Source organism: Paraburkholderia sp. A3BS-1L (assembly GCF_051125215.1).
In the GTDB taxonomy this organism is placed as follows: Bacteria; Pseudomonadota; Gammaproteobacteria; order Burkholderiales; family Burkholderiaceae; genus Paraburkholderia.
The window spans coordinates 764,112-783,013 of the sequence record NZ_CP120444.1; the positions used below are offsets into that span (position 1 = coordinate 764,112).

At 62.5% G+C, this 18,902-nt stretch carries 16 protein-coding genes, 1 pseudogene and 1 riboswitch; of the genes and pseudogenes, 6 read left to right on the forward strand and 11 right to left on the reverse strand.

Annotated features, from left to right (window positions below):
- Positions 1-67 precede the first annotated feature (67 nt).
- Together P5W99_RS28575 and P5W99_RS28580 are read left to right on the forward strand one after the other, a co-directional pair.
- Positions 68-1,036: a PDR/VanB family oxidoreductase gene (locus P5W99_RS28575; protein ID WP_421027223.1), complete on the forward strand. Its 969-nt coding sequence runs from the start codon at positions 68-70 to the stop codon at positions 1,034-1,036.
- A 291-nt stretch (positions 1,037-1,327) separates the two neighbouring features.
- Entirely contained in the window at positions 1,328-2,401 is a 1,074-nt protein-coding gene (locus P5W99_RS28580; protein ID WP_421027224.1) for a PAS domain-containing protein, read from the forward strand.
- A gap of 209 nt (positions 2,402-2,610) precedes the next feature.
- Here P5W99_RS28580 and P5W99_RS28585 read toward each other — a convergent pair whose 3' ends face one another.
- The 5 genes from P5W99_RS28585 to P5W99_RS28605 form a co-directional block, all read right to left on the reverse strand.
- On the reverse strand, positions 2,611-3,690 hold the full coding sequence (locus P5W99_RS28585) for a tartrate dehydrogenase (protein ID WP_421027225.1): 1,080 nt from the start codon (positions 3,688-3,690) through the stop codon (positions 2,611-2,613).
- Positions 3,691-3,970: 280 nt separating this feature from the next.
- Positions 3,971-4,645, reverse strand: a complete 675-nt coding sequence (locus tag P5W99_RS28590; RefSeq protein ID WP_421028000.1) for an HAD family hydrolase — start codon at positions 4,643-4,645, stop codon at positions 3,971-3,973.
- Between the two features lie 399 nt (positions 4,646-5,044).
- Entirely contained in the window at positions 5,045-5,404 is a 360-nt protein-coding gene (locus P5W99_RS28595; RefSeq protein WP_421027226.1) for a hypothetical protein, read from the reverse strand.
- A gap of 203 nt (positions 5,405-5,607) precedes the next feature.
- Positions 5,608-5,799 carry a hypothetical protein gene (locus tag P5W99_RS28600; protein ID WP_434664583.1) on the reverse strand — a complete coding sequence of 64 codons (192 nt, stop codon included), beginning with the start codon at positions 5,797-5,799 and terminating at the stop codon, positions 5,608-5,610.
- A 278-nt stretch (positions 5,800-6,077) separates the two neighbouring features.
- Positions 6,078-6,835 (reverse strand): IS5 family transposase gene (locus P5W99_RS28605; RefSeq protein WP_434664585.1). Its coding sequence is split into 2 segments (ribosomal slippage): positions 6,078-6,514 and positions 6,514-6,835, totalling 759 coding nucleotides; the frame shifts between segments, so codons are not numbered across the junction.
- Positions 6,836-7,055: 220 nt separating this feature from the next.
- Here P5W99_RS28605 and ubiM point away from each other — a divergent pair.
- The 3 genes from ubiM to P5W99_RS28620 all read left to right on the forward strand — a co-directional run bounded on the left by ubiM (position 7,056) and on the right by P5W99_RS28620 (position 11,798).
- Positions 7,056-8,258: a 5-demethoxyubiquinol-8 5-hydroxylase UbiM gene (gene ubiM / locus P5W99_RS28610; protein WP_421027228.1), complete on the forward strand. Its 1,203-nt coding sequence runs from the start codon at positions 7,056-7,058 to the stop codon at positions 8,256-8,258.
- 3 nt (positions 8,259-8,261) lie between these two features.
- Positions 8,262-9,296 (forward strand): ribonucleotide-diphosphate reductase subunit beta, encoded by a 1,035-nt coding sequence (locus P5W99_RS28615; RefSeq protein WP_421027229.1) that lies wholly within the window; start codon positions 8,262-8,264, stop codon positions 9,294-9,296.
- A 96-nt stretch (positions 9,297-9,392) separates the two neighbouring features.
- Positions 9,393-9,587, forward strand: a riboswitch (cobalamin riboswitch).
- A 309-nt stretch (positions 9,588-9,896) separates the two neighbouring features.
- Entirely contained in the window at positions 9,897-11,798 is a 1,902-nt protein-coding gene (locus P5W99_RS28620) for a TonB-dependent receptor domain-containing protein (protein ID WP_434665372.1), read from the forward strand.
- 257 nt (positions 11,799-12,055) lie between these two features.
- Here the strand turns inward: P5W99_RS28620 and P5W99_RS28625 are convergent, their stop codons facing one another.
- The 6 genes and pseudogenes from P5W99_RS28625 to P5W99_RS28650 all read right to left on the reverse strand — a co-directional run.
- Complete coding sequence (locus P5W99_RS28625) at positions 12,056-12,634, reverse strand: H-NS histone family protein (protein ID WP_421027230.1); 579 nt, start codon at positions 12,632-12,634, stop codon at positions 12,056-12,058.
- Between the two features lie 726 nt (positions 12,635-13,360).
- Positions 13,361-14,104 (reverse strand): acetoacetyl-CoA reductase, encoded by a 744-nt coding sequence (gene phbB / locus P5W99_RS28630; RefSeq protein WP_421027231.1) that lies wholly within the window; start codon positions 14,102-14,104, stop codon positions 13,361-13,363.
- 271 nt (positions 14,105-14,375) lie between these two features.
- Positions 14,376-15,557, reverse strand: a complete 1,182-nt coding sequence (locus P5W99_RS28635) for an acetyl-CoA C-acetyltransferase (RefSeq protein WP_421024050.1) — start codon at positions 15,555-15,557, stop codon at positions 14,376-14,378.
- Between the two features lie 253 nt (positions 15,558-15,810).
- Positions 15,811-16,371 (reverse strand): TIGR01841 family phasin, encoded by a 561-nt coding sequence (gene phaP, locus P5W99_RS28640; protein WP_421027232.1) that lies wholly within the window; start codon positions 16,369-16,371, stop codon positions 15,811-15,813.
- Positions 16,372-16,967: 596 nt separating this feature from the next.
- A complete protein-coding gene (locus tag P5W99_RS28645) occupies positions 16,968-18,206 on the reverse strand; it encodes a c-type cytochrome (RefSeq protein ID WP_421028002.1) in 1,239 nt (412 codons plus the stop codon).
- Positions 18,195-18,554: pseudogene (locus P5W99_RS28650) on the reverse strand (c-type cytochrome); the annotation flags it as partial. The gene P5W99_RS28645 and the pseudogene P5W99_RS28650, both read right to left, overlap by 12 nt.
- Here P5W99_RS28650 and P5W99_RS28655 point away from each other — a divergent pair.
- The gene (locus P5W99_RS28655) at positions 18,493-18,732 is read left to right on the forward strand and encodes a hypothetical protein (protein WP_421042756.1); all 240 of its coding nucleotides are present in this window, start codon (positions 18,493-18,495) and stop codon (positions 18,730-18,732) included. The pseudogene P5W99_RS28650 and the gene P5W99_RS28655 overlap by 62 nt on opposite strands.
- Positions 18,733-18,902 lie beyond the last annotated feature (170 nt).

Here is an 18,902-nt window from a genome sequence, read left to right on the forward strand (position 1 = left end):
ACGAAGCAACCTCAGGCCGGCGTCCACGCTCTTCGGAGCAGCCTGGCCCGGGGCAAAGGAAGGCATCATGAACGCCCGCGAATCGATCACTGTCGACGTTGTCGCCGTCGAGCAACTCACCCCGCTCATCAAGCGCTTCACGCTTGCGCTGCCCGATGGCGCACCGCTGCCGTCGTTCAACGGCGGCGCCCACGTGCTCGTCTCCATGCAGGACGGCGAGGCGTGGCACCACAACGCGTACTCGCTGCTGAGCTCGCCGCACGACACGCGCCAGTATCAGATTGCCGTGCGCCGCGAAGAGGCGTCGCGCGGCGGTTCGGCGTTCATGCACGACAAGGTGTCGGCCGGCACGCGTCTCGCCATCGGCTCGCCCGCCAATCTCTTCGAGCTCGCACCGGGTGCGAAGCGCCATGTGTTCATTGCGGGCGGCATCGGCATCACGCCGTTTCTCGCGCAGCTCGCCGAATACCGCCCTGACGATGGTCAACTCGAGCTCGAACTCCATTACGCATACCGCAGCCCCGAGCACAGCGCCTTCGTCGATGAGCTGAAAGCCGGCCCGCACGCGGCCAACGTGCACTGCTATGTGGACAGCGAAGGCCAGCGCCTCGACCTGCTCAAGCTTTTCAAGAGCCTGCCCGCCGACGCGCATGTCTACGTGTGCGGCCCGCAGGGCCTGAACGATGCCGTCTACGCGAACGCCGCGCTGCTCGGCTGGCCGAAGGCGCAACTGCACTCGGAGCAGTTCGCCGCCACCGACATCGCCGGCAAAGCCTTTACGGTGGTGCTCGCGAAGTCGGGCATCGAGCTCGAAGTCGGCGAGGACGAGACCATCCTCAAGGCCATCGAGCGCGCGGGCTTGACGGTGGAGTCGCTGTGCCGCGAAGGCGTGTGCGGCACCTGCGAAGTGGCGATCCTCGAAGGCGAGGCCGACCATCGCGACCAGTATCTCGACGACGACGAAAAGGCCGCGCAGAAGACCATCCTGCTGTGCGTGTCGCGCTCGCGCACGCCGCGCCTCGTGATCGATCTGTAAAAACCGCGTACCGCACGACGGCTTTGCGCCTGGCCGCGAGGCCGCTATACTGCCCCGAGACGTTGGCCCAGGCGTCAATCCGTTAAACTAGCGGGCGATTTGCGGCTGGAAGCACGACATTCGGGCCGCGCGCCCGGGCGTCCACTGGCGCATCACCGGCGGCATATGCCCCGCCCGATCGGCGGACCGAGGCGTATGCCGCCCTTTTCATTTGATCCGCTCGTTTGATCCGTTCGTTTGATCCATTGATTCGATCCGTTTGACCGCGCGATTCGTCATAGAGGGAAATGGATGTCCGAGGATACGTTCGCGTTCCGTCTCAAGGTGCTGCTCGAGCACAAGAAGCTGAGTTTGCAGCAAGTGGCCGACGCCGTCGGCATTTCACGCCCCGCCGTGCATAAGTGGACACGCGGCGGCGAAATCGACTATTCGAACCTGCGCCGCCTCGCGGCGTTTCTCGACGTGAACTGGGTCTGGCTGCGCTATGGCGACAACGCAGTGAAGGACCTCGGCATCGCGGGCACAACCGAGCTGCCCATGACCGACCTGCGCCGCCGCTACACGGCCGAGATCATGTCGAACGAAGCGCGCATGAAGCAGGCCCAGGAGTTGGCGGGCATCGTCACGTGGGAATGGAATCTGGTCGCCGACGAGCTCATCTATTCGAGCAACTGCGCGCAAATCTACGGCCGCGAGATCCATAGCAACGAAGAGTTCTGGGAAATCCTCCATCCCGAAGACTCGATCTGGCTGAACGATGAAGCGATGAAAGAGCTGGTCGCCAGCAAGACGCCGCGCGTGTGGGACTTCCGCATCATCCTGCCCGATGGGCAGATCCGCTGGATCGAATCGCGCGTGGCCACGCTGCTCGACGACGCGGGACGGCCCGTGCGCGTGGTGGGCACGACCATCGACGTCAGCGCGCGCAAGCAAGCGGAGTTCGTCATGCAGCGGAACCTGCAATTGCTCAACGACGCCGCGCGCATCGCGGGCATCGGCGCGTGGCGCTGGCTGCGCGCGCCAGACGAACTGATCGTTTCGGACGAGTGGTGCCGACTGTTCGGCGTCGATCCTGCAAAGGCGCCGCGTCATTATGTGGAGCTCTCGCAGCACATTCATCCGGACGACCGCGCGGCGCGCGAATCGGCTGTGAACGATGCGCTCACGCATCGGGCTGACTATCGCGTGCTGTATCGCGCTTCGCTGCCGGACGATACGTGGCGCCTCGTGGTGGAGCAAGGCCATGCGCGCGTGGCGCCGCATGGTGAGGATGTATGGCTTACGGCGTTGTGTCGCGCGGCCCAGCCTGCGGATATGGCGCAGAGCGCGACGGCAGCGGCTGTGCAACCGCCTGGCGAGGCGTGAGGGTTTCGGTCGGCGGCCTGGCCAAAATCACGATTGGGGTCCCCTTGGCGCGCGCCAATGCGCACGCCAAGGGCGAGGGTATTCAATCGAGGGTTTTTCCCGGGTAAGCCGCTGGTCACAAAAAAGCGCCCGGGTTCCGCACTGGAACACCGGGCGCATCTAAAGCCATTACGTTCTCTACAAAGCCCAGACCAGGGCTCGACTCAAGCTCAAATCAGGGCGGCCACGGCCTTGCCCACGTCGGCCGTCTTCGCCGCGCCGCCCATGTCCGGCGTGCGCGGGCCTTCCACCAGCACCTTTTCGATCGCCTGCATGATCGCGTCATGTGCGGCCTTGAACTGCGCGTCGCCGTTGCCGAGGAACTCGAGCATCATCGCACCCGACCAGATCATCGCGATGGGGTTGGCGATCTCCTTGCCGAAGATGTCCGGCGCCGAGCCATGCACCGGCTCGAACAGCGACGGGAACGTGCGCTCCGGGTTCAGATTCGCCGATGCCGCAAGACCGATCGTGCCCGTGCATGCGGGGCCAAGGTCGGAAAGAATGTCGCCGAACAGGTTGGACGCCACCACCACGTCGAAGCGGTCCGGCTGCAGCACGAAGCGCGCGCACAGGATGTCGATGTGCTGCTTGTCCCACTTCACGTCCGGGTAGGCTTGCGCCATCGCGGCCACGCGCTCGTCCCAGTACGGCATGCTGATCGAGATGCCGTTGGACTTGGTGGCCGCCGTGAGCTTCTTGCGGCCGCGCTGGTTCGCGAGCTCGAACGCGTACTTGAGAATGCGGTCCACGCCGTGACGCGTGAACACCGACTCCTGCAGCGCGAACTCGCGATCGGTGCCCTCGAACATCTTGCCGCCCACCGAACTGTATTCGCCTTCGGTGTTCTCGCGCACCACGAAGAAGTCGATGTCGCCGGGCTTGCGGTTGGCGAGCGGGCACGGCACGCCGGGCAAAAGGCGCACCGGGCGCAGGTTCACGTACTGGTCGAATTCGCGGCGGAACTTCAGCAACGAGCCCCACAGCGAGATGTGATCGGGCACCTTGTCGGGCCAGCCCACCGCGCCGAAATAAATAGCGTCGAAACTTTTGAGCGTCGTGAACCAGTCATCCGGCATCATCTTGCCGTGTTCAAGGTAGTAGTCGCAGCTCGCCCAGTCGAAATGCGTGAATTCGATCGACAGACCGAACTTCGCCGCCGCTGCCTGCACCACGCGCACGCCTTCGGGCATCACTTCCAGGCCAATGCCATCGCCGGGAATCGCCGCGATCTTGAAGGTCTTGCTCATGTCTCGTTCTCCGTTGCCTCGCACGCCTGGATTGACGCGCTCTCGATGACTGCAAGGATGCCTCAAAGGGCGCCGGAAATAAGCCCCCGGCCCGTGGAGACATTGAACACGATTCGTGAATAATCAGCAGCGGGGGAATCGAGGCCGGCATGTTCCCGCAACGCGTGGCACTGCGGATACGACCTGTAGATAGGGGGCGATGAAACCCCGGCAAACAAGCAGAACAGTTTGGCGAAGGTATCGATGTTGTTCGTCAGGCCCGGCTTGCCGGCTGACGCCTTCACGCAGGAAGCGCTTCTATGCCGAACCACGCAGAAACGCGCTCGACCGCCTGATCCAGGCTCTCGAGTATCGTCAAGCTAACCTCCATGACCTCGGCCGACGGCTGCTTTAGATCTGGCACCGTCACAACTCGTATCCCTGCTCGATGTGCGGCAAGCACACCGTTCTCGCTATCCTCGAACGCCAGGCAATCGCCCGGCGACTTGCGCAGACGAGAAGCCGCGAGCTCATACACGGCCGGATCCGGCTTGCCACGGGCGACTTCATCCCCTCCTGCAATCGCACCAAAAAAATCGAGCACGCCGACCCGTGCAAGCCGGGATCGAATCTCCTGGCCACTCGATGACGAGGCTACGGCACATGGGACGCCTGCATTGGCCAATGCGGTGAGCAGGCGGTGGACGCCCGGCTTCAGGGGAAACACCGGCGGGGTCGTCGGAGATTGCAAACGTTGCCGAGCTTGCGCAAGTGCTGCCTGAAAGAGCGGCTCTGCGCCGAACATTCCGGCTAGCATCCTGTGGCACTCAGGCAGCGTCCTCCCGATGATCTCGACATAGTCGACAGGGCGGATGTGAACCCCAAGTTCGTGTCCGACGGCTATCCACGTGTTCATGATCGTTCGTTCCGAATCGATCAACAACCCGTCCATGTCGAAAATTGCTCCAGAGAACATATGCAAGAATCTCGAGTGCTTGAAGGTGTATGCCACTATAACCGTGTGCCGGAATGCCATGTGGTTGATACCGACGAAAATCTGCCGAGTTCCGTCAAGCTCGAATTGCCGGTTGAACAACGACACACTCTTGATGGTCAGCGATCGAGGGGTTAACGAATATCCCCGGCGGCGTCTGCCGGAAAGTCGTAGCCAGATCGATCCGCCGCGAGCGGGAAGCCCGCTGCTTCATGCAGTTCTGGCTTGGGAGCGATTGGTTACCGGTCGTATAAGCCCGCCCCCGAGCGCGTGCAGCCCGCACCCACTACCTGAGCGCCTGGCCGGAAACCCCGCAGGACCAGTGGCAAACCGATATTTGCGTTCCGCCCGCGTGAGAGGCCGAGCAGTCGTGCAAGCGAGCTAATGGACGCGCGCCACTCCACGCACGCGGATCATCGCATCGACTGCGGCGGCCAGTTCCGAATCGAGCTGGGGCCAGCGGTCCACGGGAATCGTGGGCGCCCGGCGCGAGCGGTCGCGCATCGCGCCCGGCAGGCAACCGGCTGGCTGCGCGGTCCCGCCGTAGCGAAACACGCGCGCACGGCCAGGCGCGACCTCCTCGACCACATGCACGATTCCCGCGTCAAGCCACATGCGCAAAACGGCCCGTACGCTGCGCGCGTCGATCCTCACGCGCGCCGCCAGTTCCGTTGCCGTACCGCAGACGCCCTCTTGCATCACATCGATCAGCCGAGCTGCTACCTCCCCTCTTTCCCGCATGCTGGTCTCCTCTCAGGAAAGCCTGCCCAGTAGCCGGGATGCAGGCATTGTCGACTAGGTCCCCGGCCAGCGCCGGCAATCGCATTTCAAGCAGGCGCTCGTAGGGCAACGCTAACCCGATTGGCCGCACAGTCATCTCAAAATGGGATGCGTGCACGTGCCGGCATGGCGGGCGGGCAATCCTGCAAATAATTTGGAATCCTTTATTTATGGTGCCGACATCGTTGCAGACTGATTTTCGCGGTTGTTGCGCGGTTGTTGCGCGGTTGTTGCGCGGTTGTTGCGCGGTTGTTGCGCGGTTGTTGCGCGGTTTTTTCGTGGTTTTTTGGTGGTTTTTGCGCGTTTTTTTTCATGGTTGCTGCCCGCCATCGCAGCGATCTTGAGGTCTTGCTCATGTTTCGCTCTCCGCTGCCTCGCGCCCGGATTGGCGCACTCGATAACCGCAAGGATGTCTCAAACATCGCCAGCGCAGGGCAATCCGTCGCTATCGGCCATGCCGCTATCCGGGATAGATTGCCGGTCGCCCGTGCGGGGATCGGCGCGCTCCGCATTTAACCGAATGCGCCCTGCAACCGGAATACGCAAGACGGACTAGTCCGAAAGAAGCAAGCGCGCACCCGCACCCCATCCTCACGCAGGATGGACAGCGGCGCCGGCGCTCTCTAGGTTCTGTTCACATTCTCACGAGCGGTCCAAAGGCACAGGCAAGCGAAGCGAAGGCGAGATAGTTCCCTGCGAGCTTGTCGTAGCGAGTGGCGACACGACGAAAATGTTTGATGCGACTGAAAAAGCGTTCGACGATGTTCCGAGTCCGATACAGCACGCGGCTATAGCGACGCTTGGTCTTCCGGTTCGAACGCGGCGGGATTACGGCCTTCGCACGCGTAGTGCGGATACTTTCCACAAAGGCGTTCGAGTCGTAGCCCTTGTCAGCGATGACCGCACCGGTGCGCAAATGCTCAACCAGTTCATTCGCGCACGTAATATCGGAAACTTGTCCCTCGGTGGCAATCAACCGCAGGGGGCGTCCGGCGTCATCGACAGCCAGGTGCAACTTGGTGGTCAATCCACCTCGCGAGCGACCGAGCGCTTGCGGACCGTTTTTTTTCGAGCTCCGGACGAATGCTGGTGCGCGCGCACGATGGTCGAATCGATCAACACATGCTTGATCTCGGTTTCGTCGGCCACAGCGTGGATCACGGTTTCCCACACACCCTTGCGACGCCACCGGGAGAAACGCATGTACACCGTATGCCATCGGCCGAACGCCTTCGGCAAATCGCGCCACGGGCAGCCGGTCCGGCCGATCCAGAGGACAGCTTCGACAAACCAACGATTGTCGGTCGCCGTTCGCCCTGGATCGCCTTCCTTGCCCGGCAAGACGGATTCGATTCGTGCCCATACTTCATCGCTCAATAACGTTCGAATCATCTTGGCCTGCTCGCGCAAAAGACAAGATGTAAACACATTTCATCGAATGTAAACAGCCCCTAAGGTCTGCGAGCCCGCGTTCGCACCCGCAGCGACCACTGCAAGCGGATTCGCACCGGACTCGCACCAGGGCATGGCGACGTTCGCAGCCCGCCGCACGGCGTTCGTGCATGGCGGAGCACGCAGCGTTGGTGATTTGAATATCGATGGGAGGATCCCGGTGAAAGCCGATATCGTCGTTGTGGGGGCTGGCCCGGCGGGTCTGTGCTTCGCCCGTTCGCTCGCTGGAACAGGCCTGAAAATCGTGATCGTCGATCAGCAGAGTGAGGATGAACTTCGCAATCCAGACTTTGACGGACGTGAAATCGCGCTCACGCATAAATCAGTGGGCATGCTGAAACAGCTTGGACTATGGGAGCGCATCGAGAGCCAGTCGAAGTCGCGTCTGCTCGACGCACGCGTTTTCAACGGCAAGTCTTCGTACGCACTCGAGATCGGGCGCGACCTGAGCCCGCACGACGAACTCGGCTGGCTGGTCGCCAATCACCAGATTCGCAAGGCCGCCTTCGAAGCGGTGCAATGCGCGAAGGAAGACGGCGCGGACATCGACGTCCGCACGTCCCAACGCGTGGTCGGCGTCAAGTCCGACGACCACTGCGCCACCGTGCAGCTCGAGGGCGGGGCATCGATCGAAACGCGCCTGATCGTGGCGGCGGACAGCCGGTTTTCGTCCACGAGGCGGATGATGGGCATCTCCGCGCGGATGCGCGACTTCGGCAAGACGATGCTGGTGTGTGGCATGACGCACGAAAAGCCGCATCATCATGCCGCGTGGGAATGGTTCGGGTATGGCCAGACGCTCGCGTTGCTGCCCATGAATCCGCACCCGGCGTCCGGCGCGTTCCAGTCTTCCGTGGTGCTCACGCTCACGGGCCGCGAAATCGAGCGGCTCAAACACGCGGACGCGCGCACCTTCGCCGACGAAATCGAGCGCCGCTTCGACCACCGCCTCGGCAAGATGGAACTGGTCACGACGCGACACGCGTATCCGCTGGTCGCGGTTTATCCGGAGCATTTCGTGGCGCGACGCTTCGCGGCGGTGGGCGATGCAGCGGTGGGCATGCATCCGGTCACGGCGCACGGCTTCAACCTTGGCTTGTCGGGCGTCGGCACGCTCGCCGGCTCGATTCGCGAAGCCTGCCTCGCCGGGCGCGACTACGCGTCCGATGCGCTGTTGCGGCGCTACGAGCACAAGCATCGTCTGGCAACGCGCCCACTCTATCTGATCACCGGCATGATCGCGTCGATCTACACGCGGGATCATCTGCCTGCACGCCTGGCGCGCGATGTCCTGTTGCGCGCGGGCGATCATCTGCGTCCCTTCAAGCGAGGCGTGGCCGCTTACCTGGCGGGGGGGCTCTGAGCCATGACCAGCAACGGCAAAACCCATGCGCAGCAGCAAGCCACGCGCGCCGAAGACAAGCGCGTCGTCAACGGCCGCGGAGATATCAATCAGCTCGCGCCGTTTCGCTATCCGTGGGCGTGGGAGTGCTTTCTGAGCGCGAACCGCAATCACTGGACGCCGCTCGAAATTTCCATGAGCGACGACGTGCACGATTACCAGCAGCGCCTGACCGAAACGGAACGACACGTTTTCGAAAACGTGCTCGCCTACCTCACCACGTCGGACATTCTGGCGATGCGCAATATCGGGCTCGCGGTAATGGAAAAGATGACCGCGCCCGAATTGCAAATCTATCAGGCTCGCCAGGTCTACGAAGAAGCGTTGCATACCTGGACTTACCAGCACTGCATCGAAACGCTCGGGCTTGACCAACAGGAAATCTATAACCGCTATCGCGTCGTGCCCGAAATTCACGCCAAGATCGCGCTCGCGAACCAGCGGCTCGAACGCATTCTGGCGCCCGGCCTCGACCTCTCGAACCGCGACACGCTGCACGAATTCGCGCTCGCCTACCTGTTTTTCGCGGCCGTGTTCGAGGGCTGCTGGTTCTACAACGGCTTTACGCCGGTATTCGCGCTCCAGCGGCGCGGGTTGATGAAGGCGACCGCGCAGCAGTTCCAGTACATCATGCGCGACGAGGTGCTGCATTGCGGCTTTGGCATCCGCGTCATCCGGCAGCTACTGGAAGAGGAGAACCTGCAACTCGATCCGCGCGCCGTGCAACGGATCTGGGAAGAAGCCGATGCGGCGGAAACGGCTTATGCGGGCTATATCCTGCGCGAGCCGATTCTGGGTTACTCGGCCGATTTGCATTGCGCACAGTTCCGCTACATCGCGAACCGTCGCGCGGGTCAGTTGGGGATGCCCGCGCCGTTTCCCGGTGCCGAAAACGTGCTGCCCTGGCTCGACGAGCAGGCCAATTTGCGCAAGGAGAAGAATTTCTTCGAAACTCGCGTGACCGAGTATCAGACGGGCGGCGCGCTGGACTGGAATTAGGCCTCGGGGCTGAATCGCCGTGCCCTTGGGCCCGCGCCCAAGGGCGTTTTCACAACGCCCGATGCATATCGGGTTGACGCCCGCCACGCGCGGCCATTACCCTTGCGCCCTGATGGTTCCCGGCGACGGGATCAAAAGGGAACGCAGTGGGGCCGCCCGACCCCGAGTCTGCGGCTGCCCCCGCAACTGTGAGCGGCAAGTCCATGCCAAACGCGCCACTGGGAAACCGGGAAGGCCGGCAAGGGGCGTCGACCCGCGAGCCAGGAGACCTGCCATCGACCGAGGTCCAAGCAGCCGCACGGGGCGGGGTGTCCCGATGCGCAAGCACCGCCCGTGCGCGGTCGCCCGTTGCAAGGACAGCCCGACCTCAGGATCAGTTGCATGTCCACCACGATTGAAACGGCTTCCGCCCAGGAAGCCCGTTGCCGCTGCATTGACGAACGCTTTGGCCAGCGCACAAGCTACATTCCGCCGGCTCCCGGCGGCTCCGGACAAGACCGCCGGCCGAAACTCCGCCATCTCGCCGCCGCGTGCGCCATGAGCGTTTATGCATGGCACAGCGCTGCCGCTGCCGCGCCCGTGACGCCCGTACCGCCCACGATGCCCGCGACGCAGCCGCCGGCCGCCGCCGCATCCGCCGAATCCGCCGAATCCGCCGAATCCGCCGCCTCGGACAACGACACCACGCTGTCGAACATCCTCGTGGTCGGCGACACCCAGCATCTGCCGCAATCGTTCGACCAGCGCTACGCGAGCACGCAGGTGCTCACGCGCGAAGACCTCGACCGCCTCTCGCCCGCCGACCCGAGCATCACGCAGGCGCTCGCCACGCTGCCGGGCGTGACCGTGTCGCAAAGCGGCGGGCCGGGCTCGCTGGCTTCGGTGAGCATTCGCGGCTCGTCGCCCGAGCAGGTGGCCGTGTTCATCGACGGGATCCGCATTGGCTCCGTGACCACGGGCATGCCCGAATGGGCCGACCTGCCGACCGATGCGTTCGACCGCGTCGAGGTGATCTCGGGCCCCGCTGCCGCCTCGTTCGGCGCGGACGCCGTGGGCGGCGTCGTGCAACTCTTCACGCGCCACGCGTCGAATCAGCCGAACCGGACCACGGTGTCGTTCGGCGGCGGGTCCAACAAGACCTTCGACACGATGCTGAGCACCTCGGGCACCGTGCCCTCGAGCGGACCGCTCGCGGCGCTCGAAGGCCTCACGTATTCACTGGGGCTGCACGACTACAACACCGCGGGCATCGACGCGACCCGGCCCTGGGCCTACGGTCACGAGGACGGCCGCAATCCGTATCACGCCCAGGACGTGAATGGGCGGCTTGGCTATGCGCACGACAACTGGTCGATTTCCACATTTGCGCTGTATCACCAGTCCGATCTGTCCTATGACAACGCGGGCGGCAACGACCGGCAGCGCGACCATCAACTCACGACCGGCGCGGCGTTTCACCTCGACATCACGCCGTTCACGCAATTCGACCAGTCGGTGGGCTACGCGACCGATCGCCAGTTCATCTACTCGAACGATCCCGCGATACCGACCGATCAATTCGACTCGACGCGCTTCTCCACGTCGACTTCGATCACGCATCAGGAGCGTGGGCACACGCTGTTCGGGCAGCCGCTTTCAGGCGAAACCAAGCTCGCCTACGACTTCTCGCGCGAACTGGCGTACTTGCCCGTCGAGGTGCCCAGCGGCTTGCCGGCGCGCAACGACTCCGCAGTCTCTTTGCACCAGTCGGCAACGCTCGGCGACGTGACGCTGTTCCTCGCCGGACGCCACGAGATCGTCCAGGGGCAGGCCGTCAATACGGGCAACGCCGCGCTCTCGTGGGCGATCACGCCGGTCTACACAGCGCGCGTTTCCTATGGCAATGCGTTCCGGCTGCCGACCTTCAACGATCTGTACTATCCGGGCTACGCGAACCCCAACCTCCAGCCAGAACGCAGCGACACGATCGAAGCGGCGCTCGATGCCAACACGTCGTACGGCACCTTCACGGCCGCCGTGTACGACACGCGCGTGCACGACCTCATCACCTACGATTCGCAGACCTTTCTGCCCGTAAACGTCGGGCGTGCGCACATTCAGGGGCTCGACCTCTCGTACAAGGGCACGCTCGGGGCGTCCACACCCGTGAGTCTGGCGATCGGCATTCTGAATCCGCAGGACGTGACCGACCAGACCTGGCTCAATCGCCGCCCGCGCCAAACCGTGAGCCTGAGCGTCGACCATACGTGGGACGAATTCAACCTCCACGCGCTCAGCACCGGCGTGTCATTGCTTTACGGCGGCTCGACCTTCGACGATCAGTTCAATACGCTGTATTTGCCGTCGTACACGACGGTGAGCCTGCGTGCTTCGTATAAGGTGAATGCGCACCTGTTGCTGTCCGCGTCGATCTCGAATCTGTTCAACCGGCAGTACATGACCACGTACGGCTATAACAGCCTCGGCCGGACCGCGTTCGGCAAACTCACCTATACATTCTGATTGCGCGCCGCACCGATTACACCTTCCTTTCAGAAATTGCCGCGCGCAAATGGTAATGACGCAAATGCTGGCCGAAATAATCGGGCCCAGCATTGCGGAAATTGTTAATTGAGGATGATGGAAAAAAGATGCCGCCAGTCGATCTGCGGCGACACCGGTAGCCTGTGTTGCGCTGTCCCGTTCGGGAATGGCGCGACACCGGCTACGGTCAGGTGAGTTATCGAACAGCTTGATCCAGCCGTTCGATCAGAGAAGGATCAGGCTGCAGTTGCGGGCGCTGCGGCGGCCGGCGCGGATGCGCGTGTCTTTCTTGCAGGCATCTTGCGCGTTGCTGCAGCTTTCTTTGCGGGAGCAGCTTTCTTGCGCCCAGGCCTGCCAGCCGCTGCTTTTTTAACGGCGGTGGTTTTTGCGCCAGCCTTTTTTGCTGCCGCACGTTTCACCACGGCCTTCTTCGCGCCAGCGGCTTTGGCCGATGCCGCCCTGGGCGCCGCGCCCGCCGTGATCAGGAATTTCGAGCGGTCCTTGGCATCGCGAATCCAGGCGGGTGCACGCCCGCGTCCGCTCCAGGTTGCGCCGGTTTTCGGATCGGCGTATTTCGCCGCGACCGGATGTGCGTTGGGATGCAGCGCTTTCGCTGCGCCATTCGCAGCCTTGACGCCGGGCCTGCGGCCGCGTCTTTTGCCAACGAAGCGCTCGATATCGGCAACGCTCAAACCGTGCTTTTGCATCAGATCGCGAATTCTCGCGAGACCGATGGACGATTGCTTTTCGGCAATCGCTACCGCCTGTTTCTCAAGCTTTGCAATCTTCAGCTTGATTGCGTCCAACGTAACCATACTCATTCTCCCTGTCAGGAATCCCACCCCCAAGCAGCTGTTTGAACTTCGTTTGCATGTCGAAGTTTGGCTTGGCCCATATAGGCAATGCCATCATGGCATACCCAATTATGACGGCAAAGCGGCAATACATGCAAATTGACTGCTATTGGCCCAACGATTCGCAGACTCAATCCATGGCAATTTCGATATCGAATTCTTCCAAATCCTTTCACTCGACGATATCTACTTGCACGATAGTCGCAAGCCGGTCCGCACACAACTGATTTGGGCCGCACGATGTGGATTTCGAGAAAATTCGAGTTTGTCGCGAAACGCTGTGGACTTGCGAAATGACAGGCGGCGCTTTTAGCCCGTTTCAAGTGCGGATGATCGCCTTCGCGCAATGACGATTACACGTTATTTCAGCAAATGCGGGGCAGCCAGCTAGAGGTATTGGTATTGGTATTGGGTTTCGCGGCTCTTGTTGACGAGAATGTTGGACCTCACCACTGCCATGCGCGTGCAGTAGTCGGCGCCGAACGCCGCGCCATTGACGATCGCGTTCTGGTGATTCCGCGGCGGCTTGCCGAAGATGTCGAAGTGGGGGAGGTGCTACGGATTGGATCGGCCTCGAACGCAGGACTGCGCGGCCTTCGCGCGGCAGTCGCCCACGCGGAACACGCCGCAAACTACGCCGGCCAGGACGGCCGGCGCGGCTTGCGGCGAAATGAGACGAGTACAGCGTTACTGCATGTGCTGGCCGCCGTTGATGGGGATATTCGCGCCGGTCACGAAGCTGGCGTCGTCCGAGCAGAGGAACAGCACGAGCGCGGCAACTTCATTCGGGCTGCCGAGACGGCCCATCGGGATCTGCGGGATGATCTTCGTATCGAGAATCTCCTGCGGAATGGCGGTTACCATCTTCGTTGCAAGATAGCCCGGCGAAATCGTGTTCACCGTCACGCCCTTGCGAGCGACTTCGAGTGCGAGCGATTTCGTGAAGCCGTGCATGCCGGCCTTCGCCGCTGCATAGTTCGTCTGGCCCACGGCGCCCTTGGAGCCGTTCACCGACGAAATATTGATGATGCGGCCCCAGCCGTGCTCAACCATGCTGTCGCACAGCGGCTTCGAGATATTGAAGATGGAGTCCAGATTGGTGCGCAGGACCATATCCCAGTTGACCTTGTCCATCTTCTTGAAGGTCATGTCGCGCGTGATGCCCGCATTGTTGATCAGAATGTCGACGGGGCCGACTTCGTTCTTGATCTTCTGCGCGCCGCGCTGGCACGAATCGTAGTCGGCAACGTCGATGGAATACGCGTGGAAATCGCGGCCCGTCTCCTTCATTCTGGCCAGCCAGTCTTTGACACCAGCATTGTCCGGCGAGTGCGTGACGACGACCGTATAGCCCGCGTCATGCAAACGGACGCTAATCGCCTCACCGAGACCGCCCATGCCACCTGTTACCAATGCAATACGCTTAGTCATCCTTTCTATCCGCGAGAGAAAATTTCAATGATCCACATGGCGTACCGTTGTTGAAACGCCACTTCTTGCATGCCCGGCATCCTCGCATGCGAGGCGAAGACCACTCGGGCAAGATCGCGCGGCTTATTGTGTCCGTCTAATGTTGCGCGAATCTTGTCCGGTTTGCCCGCCAGGGCACATCTCGTGCCGCGCGGGCAAACCGTTTGACTTCAATGCGGCCCGATCAGCGGATCAGGCGCGCGTTGCCCGGTTCAATCGTGTTCAATCGAGCTCAAGCGCGCTCGAGCGCAAGCGCCACGCCCATGCCGCCACCGATGCACAGCGAGGCCAGACCGCGCTTTGCATCACGGCGCTGCATCTCGTGCAGCAGCGTCACCAGAATCCGGCAGCCCGATGCGCCGATCGGGTGACCAATCGCAATCGCGCCACCGTTCACGTTGATCTTCGACGTGTCCCAGCCCATCTGCTTGTTCACGGCCAGCGCCTGCGCCGCGAACGCCTCGTTGATCTCCATGAGATCGAGGTCGCTAGCCGACCAGCCCGCGCGCTCCAGCGCTCGCTTCGATGCCGGCACCGGGCCCATGCCCATCACCTTCGGATCCACGCCGCCCGCCGCATACGCCTTGATGCGCGCAAGCGGCGTGAGGCCCAGCGCCTCGGCCTTCTTCGCCGACATCACCACCACCGCCGCCGCGCCGTCGTTCAGCCCCGACGCGTTGGCCGCCGTCACCGTGCCTTCCTTCGAGAACGCCGGCTTCAGGCCCGCGAGCGACTCCGCCGTCACGCCGTGACGCACGAATTCGTCGGTCTTGAACACCAGCGGATCGCCCTTGCGCTGCGGAATTTCCACCGGCACGATTTCCGCGTCGAAGCGGCCCGCCTTCTGCGCGGCTTCCGCCTTGTTCTGCGACAGCGCCGCGAATGCGTCCTGCTCTTCGCGCGTGATGCCGTATTCCTTCGCGACGTTTTCCGCAGTCACGCCCATGTGGTACTGGTTGTAAACGTCCCACAGACCATCGACGATCATGGTGTCGACGAGCTTCGCGTCACCCATGCGGAAGCCGTCGCGCGAGCCCGGCAGCACGTGTGGCGCCGCGCTCATGTTCTCCTGGCCGCCGGCCACGACGATCTCCGAATCGCCCGCGATAATCGCGTTGGCCGCGAGCATCACCGCCTTCAGGCCCGAGCCGCACACCTTGTTGATCGTCATGGCGGGCACCGCTGCGGGCAGCCCGGCCTTGAGCGACGCCTGGCGCGCAACGTTCTGGCCCGAACCCGCGGTCAGCACCTGACCCATGATCACGTCGCTCACCTGCTCGGGCTTCACGCCCGCGCGTTCCAGCGCCGCCTTGATGACCAGCGCGCCCAGATCGGGCGCGGCAATCTTTGCCAGCGAACCGCCGAATTTGCCCACCGCGGTACGCGCGGCCGAAACGATCACGATGTCAGTCAATTTCCACTCCTGCGTTAAAAATATTCATGGTGCCTGCGCCATACGGCGCCGCAGCAAACGAAGCGGCGCCACAGCTACTTCTCAAGAAGCGTAGCTGCGTCTTGTCACACAAATATGACAAATCAGAGAATGCGCGCATTAAATATGCGCGACGTATTGGTATGGATTAAAAGCGTGGAGGGGAGCGGATGGCGCGGCGCAATCGTATCGATTTGCAGCCGCGCCGCGCCGTGAGGGATCAGCGCCGTAGCGATCAGTTCGCAGCCGGCCCCGTTTGCGTCGCGCGCTGCGTAGCGGCGGCGACCTTGTCGAATTTGCCCTGCGCGGCCTCGATAGCCTTGCGGGTCATCGTGCGCACAGAATCGGCAGCGTTGCCATAAGCGGCAAACGTCGAGTTCATGGCAGCCACAAACGGCTCCGCACCAGCGGGCGCGCCTTGCGAGAAGCGTTCGGCCAGCGCCTTGACGCACTGCTCCTGGCGCTCGGATTGCGCCTGCACGACCTGGGTCCATTCGGCATGCGCATGGGCCGCGATATCGAAAACCTTGCGCCCATACGAGATCGCCTTCGAAGCAGCCTGCTGCGAAGCATTCAGTTGCTGCGTGAAAAGCTCCACGGGATTGCCGCTTTGTAGCGCGCTCTTCAGCGCGGCCTCGTTATCGGCAATGGCCGTGCGAACCGTCTGCAGATTGAGCGCGACAGTTGCCTCAAAGCTTTCGAACGCCGGGCGAGCCAGTGCAAAAAATACCGCGACGCCAGACTCATAATGGGCGCGGAGACGATCGGGTGCGGAAAAGGTCACGGACTCGGTCATCGGCAATGCCTCATGATTAGTGATGCTAAATGGATGAATTGCGGGCCGCCATCCAACACGACCCTAAAACACTACGATCAGCGCGGCGCGAAGAATTTCCCCTCCACGGCTGCACCGAAATTAGAGGGTTCATTCTAAGCGGAGAATTTAACAATTTTGTGGAAGAGTACTTAGGTATAAACCCTTATATTCATGCATCCTGGGTCATTCCGTGCATTTTGTAAGCGGAATGCATCATCGAAGGGCATGCCAGGCATGGAACACCTGGCGCTCACATCGAATTCTAAATAGGGCGCGCGCGCAAAGTGGCGCAATGCGTTGATTTCGGGGATTTCCGAAATATGAAATGCCATGTGTTGGTGAAAAATGGTCCGCATGGCGTCAGTGCATCGGCCAGGCAAATGGAGGACCTGCGCCGTTATCCCCGCAAAGCCGGGACCAAAATCGCCTATGAATTGGGCTTTAATAGCGCATCAGATTTCAATCGCGCATTCCGGCACGCCGATGAAACGTCGCCGCCCGATTTCCGGCAATTCAGACTTTGAGCCGGAGGCGGGCCAGAACGGCCCGCCTCCAGATCGCTAAAAGGACTGCACTCAAGGACTGCCAAGCAGATGGCCATTCACCACCGTGCCATACAGCGAGTTCGGCGTGTCGTGATACTTCGCGCGCGTTTGCGCGACCGAACCCTTGAAGCGTGGATCCTGCGGCCGCTCGTGGCTGTCCATGAACGTCGCCACGTCCCAGGCTTCCTGATCCGTTAGCGTGCCGCCGAGACCCAGCGGCATGTTCGCCTTGATGAAGCCGGCGGCGTTTTGTGTCTCGTGCATGCCCGCGCCCCAGTTGAACGAACGCGCGCCCCATAGCGGCGGGAACACCGTGTGGTCATTGCTCGTTCTGCCCTGCCCATCCGCGCCGTGGCATGCCGCGCAATGCTGCTCATAGACCTTGGTGCCGCGTGCGTAGTCCGCTTTCTGTGCGGGCGCGGGCAGCTTCGGATAGCCCCTGCCAGCCACCTTGCCGCCCACAGGCGCGCCCGTGGCCAGCCAGTACGAGTAGCTTTCCAGCGCGACCAGCACCGGATCGCCCAGCGGCGGCGCCTTGCCGTTCATGCTGTAGTTGAAGCAGCCTTGCAGCCGTTCGGCGAACGTGTTCACGTGCCCGTTCTTGGCGCGATACGCCGGGTACGAAACGAAGGCGGCCCAGAGCGGACTCGAATTGGCCTTGCGGCCTGCATCGAGGTGGCAGTTCGCGCAGCTCAGCGAATTGCCCACGAACTTGCCCGCGTATTGGCCGGTGTTGCGGAAGATTTGCTCGCCGAGCTTCACCGATTTGCCGAAGTCGCCTGCGGGCATGGCGCTTTCGGGCGGCGGCTGGAATGGCGTGGCGTGCTCGCCGGTATTCGCCTGAGGTTGTGAAGCTGGTTGTGAAGGCGGTTGTGCAGCGGCTTGTCCCGATGCCTGTGAAGCCGCAGCCGCTGCGCCCGCTTCGGGCGAAGGCTGTTGCGCGTAGTACAGCGCGACGGCGTGCATGTCGGCGTCGCTCAGCTTGCTCGCGACGGCCGGCATTAGCGCGAGCGTGCCGGGTGGCCGCTTGCCGTTCTTCCAGGCGTTGAGCTGTGCTTCGATATACGCCGCGGGCTGTCCCGCCAGCGGCGGGAACGCGGCGCCGACGCCCGCGCCGCCTGGCCCATGGCATTGCACGCACGCGGGCAGGCCTTCCTGCCAGCGGCCTCGCGTGGCGAGCCATGCACCGCTATCGGATGGCGCGACCTCGGACGGATCTTGCGTGCGTATACCCTTCGGCGCGGGCAGGCTGCTGAAATACTGCGCCACGGCGGTGCGCTCGCTGGCAGACATGCTCTTCGCGAACGGTTGCATCACGGCGTTCTCGCGGCTGCCGTCGGCGAATGCTGCAAGTTGCGCTTCGAAATAGTCCGCGCCCACGCCGGCGAGCCGCGGGAATCCCGCTGCCGCGTTGCCTTCGCCACTCGCACCATGGCAGCTAATGCATGCCGGGACGCCGTTGGCGGTGCCTTGCATGGCAATCGTACGGCCCGGGGATGCCGGCTCCTTTTGCGTTTGCTTAGGCTGCTGCGTTGACTGGGCATACGCTGCCGCTGTGCTCAATACCGGCAGCGCGATGGTCACTGCAAGCGCCACCACAAGTCTCTTGAAGTTCATTATCTTTCCCGATATCGTTTTTGTCTCCGCGCCTATTTTCACTCAATCGGCATTAGAACGCTCGGCCGCCGGGCCACATGTTCTGGCATGGCGCACCGTCGACGACCGCGATGAAACACATGCGGTCACTGTGCTCGCCGGTTTCGTCGCTGCGGTGGTGGCGGGTCCGCTGTATTGAATTCTGATCGGACTCCTCAGAGCACCCACGCGTGCCGTCGCCGTTCTTCTTGTCGGTCGTGCGGTGCTCGGAGAGGCTGAGAGCTTCGCTCGGGGCCCCTATCGGGTCCAGCCTGCATCTGTGGGTGACCCGCTTGCCAGCTTCGGTTAATGGGAATGTGAATTCGGCGA

Excerpts from the sequence above, each read along its gene's own strand:
- P5W99_RS28625 (WP_421027230.1), bottom strand. The coding sequence starts at position 12,634 with ATGGTTACGTTGGACGCAATCAAGCTGAAGATTGCAAAGCTTGAGAAA.
- P5W99_RS28615 (WP_421027229.1), top strand. The coding sequence starts at position 8,262 with ATGACCAGCAACGGCAAAACCCATGCGCAGCAGCAAGCCACGCGCGCC.
- P5W99_RS28620 (WP_434665372.1), top strand. The coding sequence starts at position 9,897 with ATGCCCGCGACGCAGCCGCCGGCCGCCGCCGCATCCGCCGAATCCGCC.
- P5W99_RS28580 (WP_421027224.1), top strand. The coding sequence starts at position 1,328 with ATGTCCGAGGATACGTTCGCGTTCCGTCTCAAGGTGCTGCTCGAGCAC.
- P5W99_RS28595 (WP_421027226.1), bottom strand. The coding sequence starts at position 5,404 with ATGCGGGAAAGAGGGGAGGTAGCAGCTCGGCTGATCGATGTGATGCAA.
- P5W99_RS28575 (WP_421027223.1), top strand. The coding sequence starts at position 68 with ATGAACGCCCGCGAATCGATCACTGTCGACGTTGTCGCCGTCGAGCAA.
- P5W99_RS28585 (WP_421027225.1), bottom strand. The coding sequence starts at position 3,690 with ATGAGCAAGACCTTCAAGATCGCGGCGATTCCCGGCGATGGCATTGGC.
- P5W99_RS28600 (WP_434664583.1), bottom strand. The coding sequence starts at position 5,799 with ATGAGCAAGACCTCAAGATCGCTGCGATGGCGGGCAGCAACCATGAAA.
- phaP (WP_421027232.1), bottom strand. The coding sequence starts at position 16,371 with ATGACCGAGTCCGTGACCTTTTCCGCACCCGATCGTCTCCGCGCCCAT.
- P5W99_RS28590 (WP_421028000.1), bottom strand. The coding sequence starts at position 4,645 with ATGTTCTCTGGAGCAATTTTCGACATGGACGGGTTGTTGATCGATTCG.
- phbB (WP_421027231.1), bottom strand. The coding sequence starts at position 14,104 with ATGACTAAGCGTATTGCATTGGTAACAGGTGGCATGGGCGGTCTCGGT.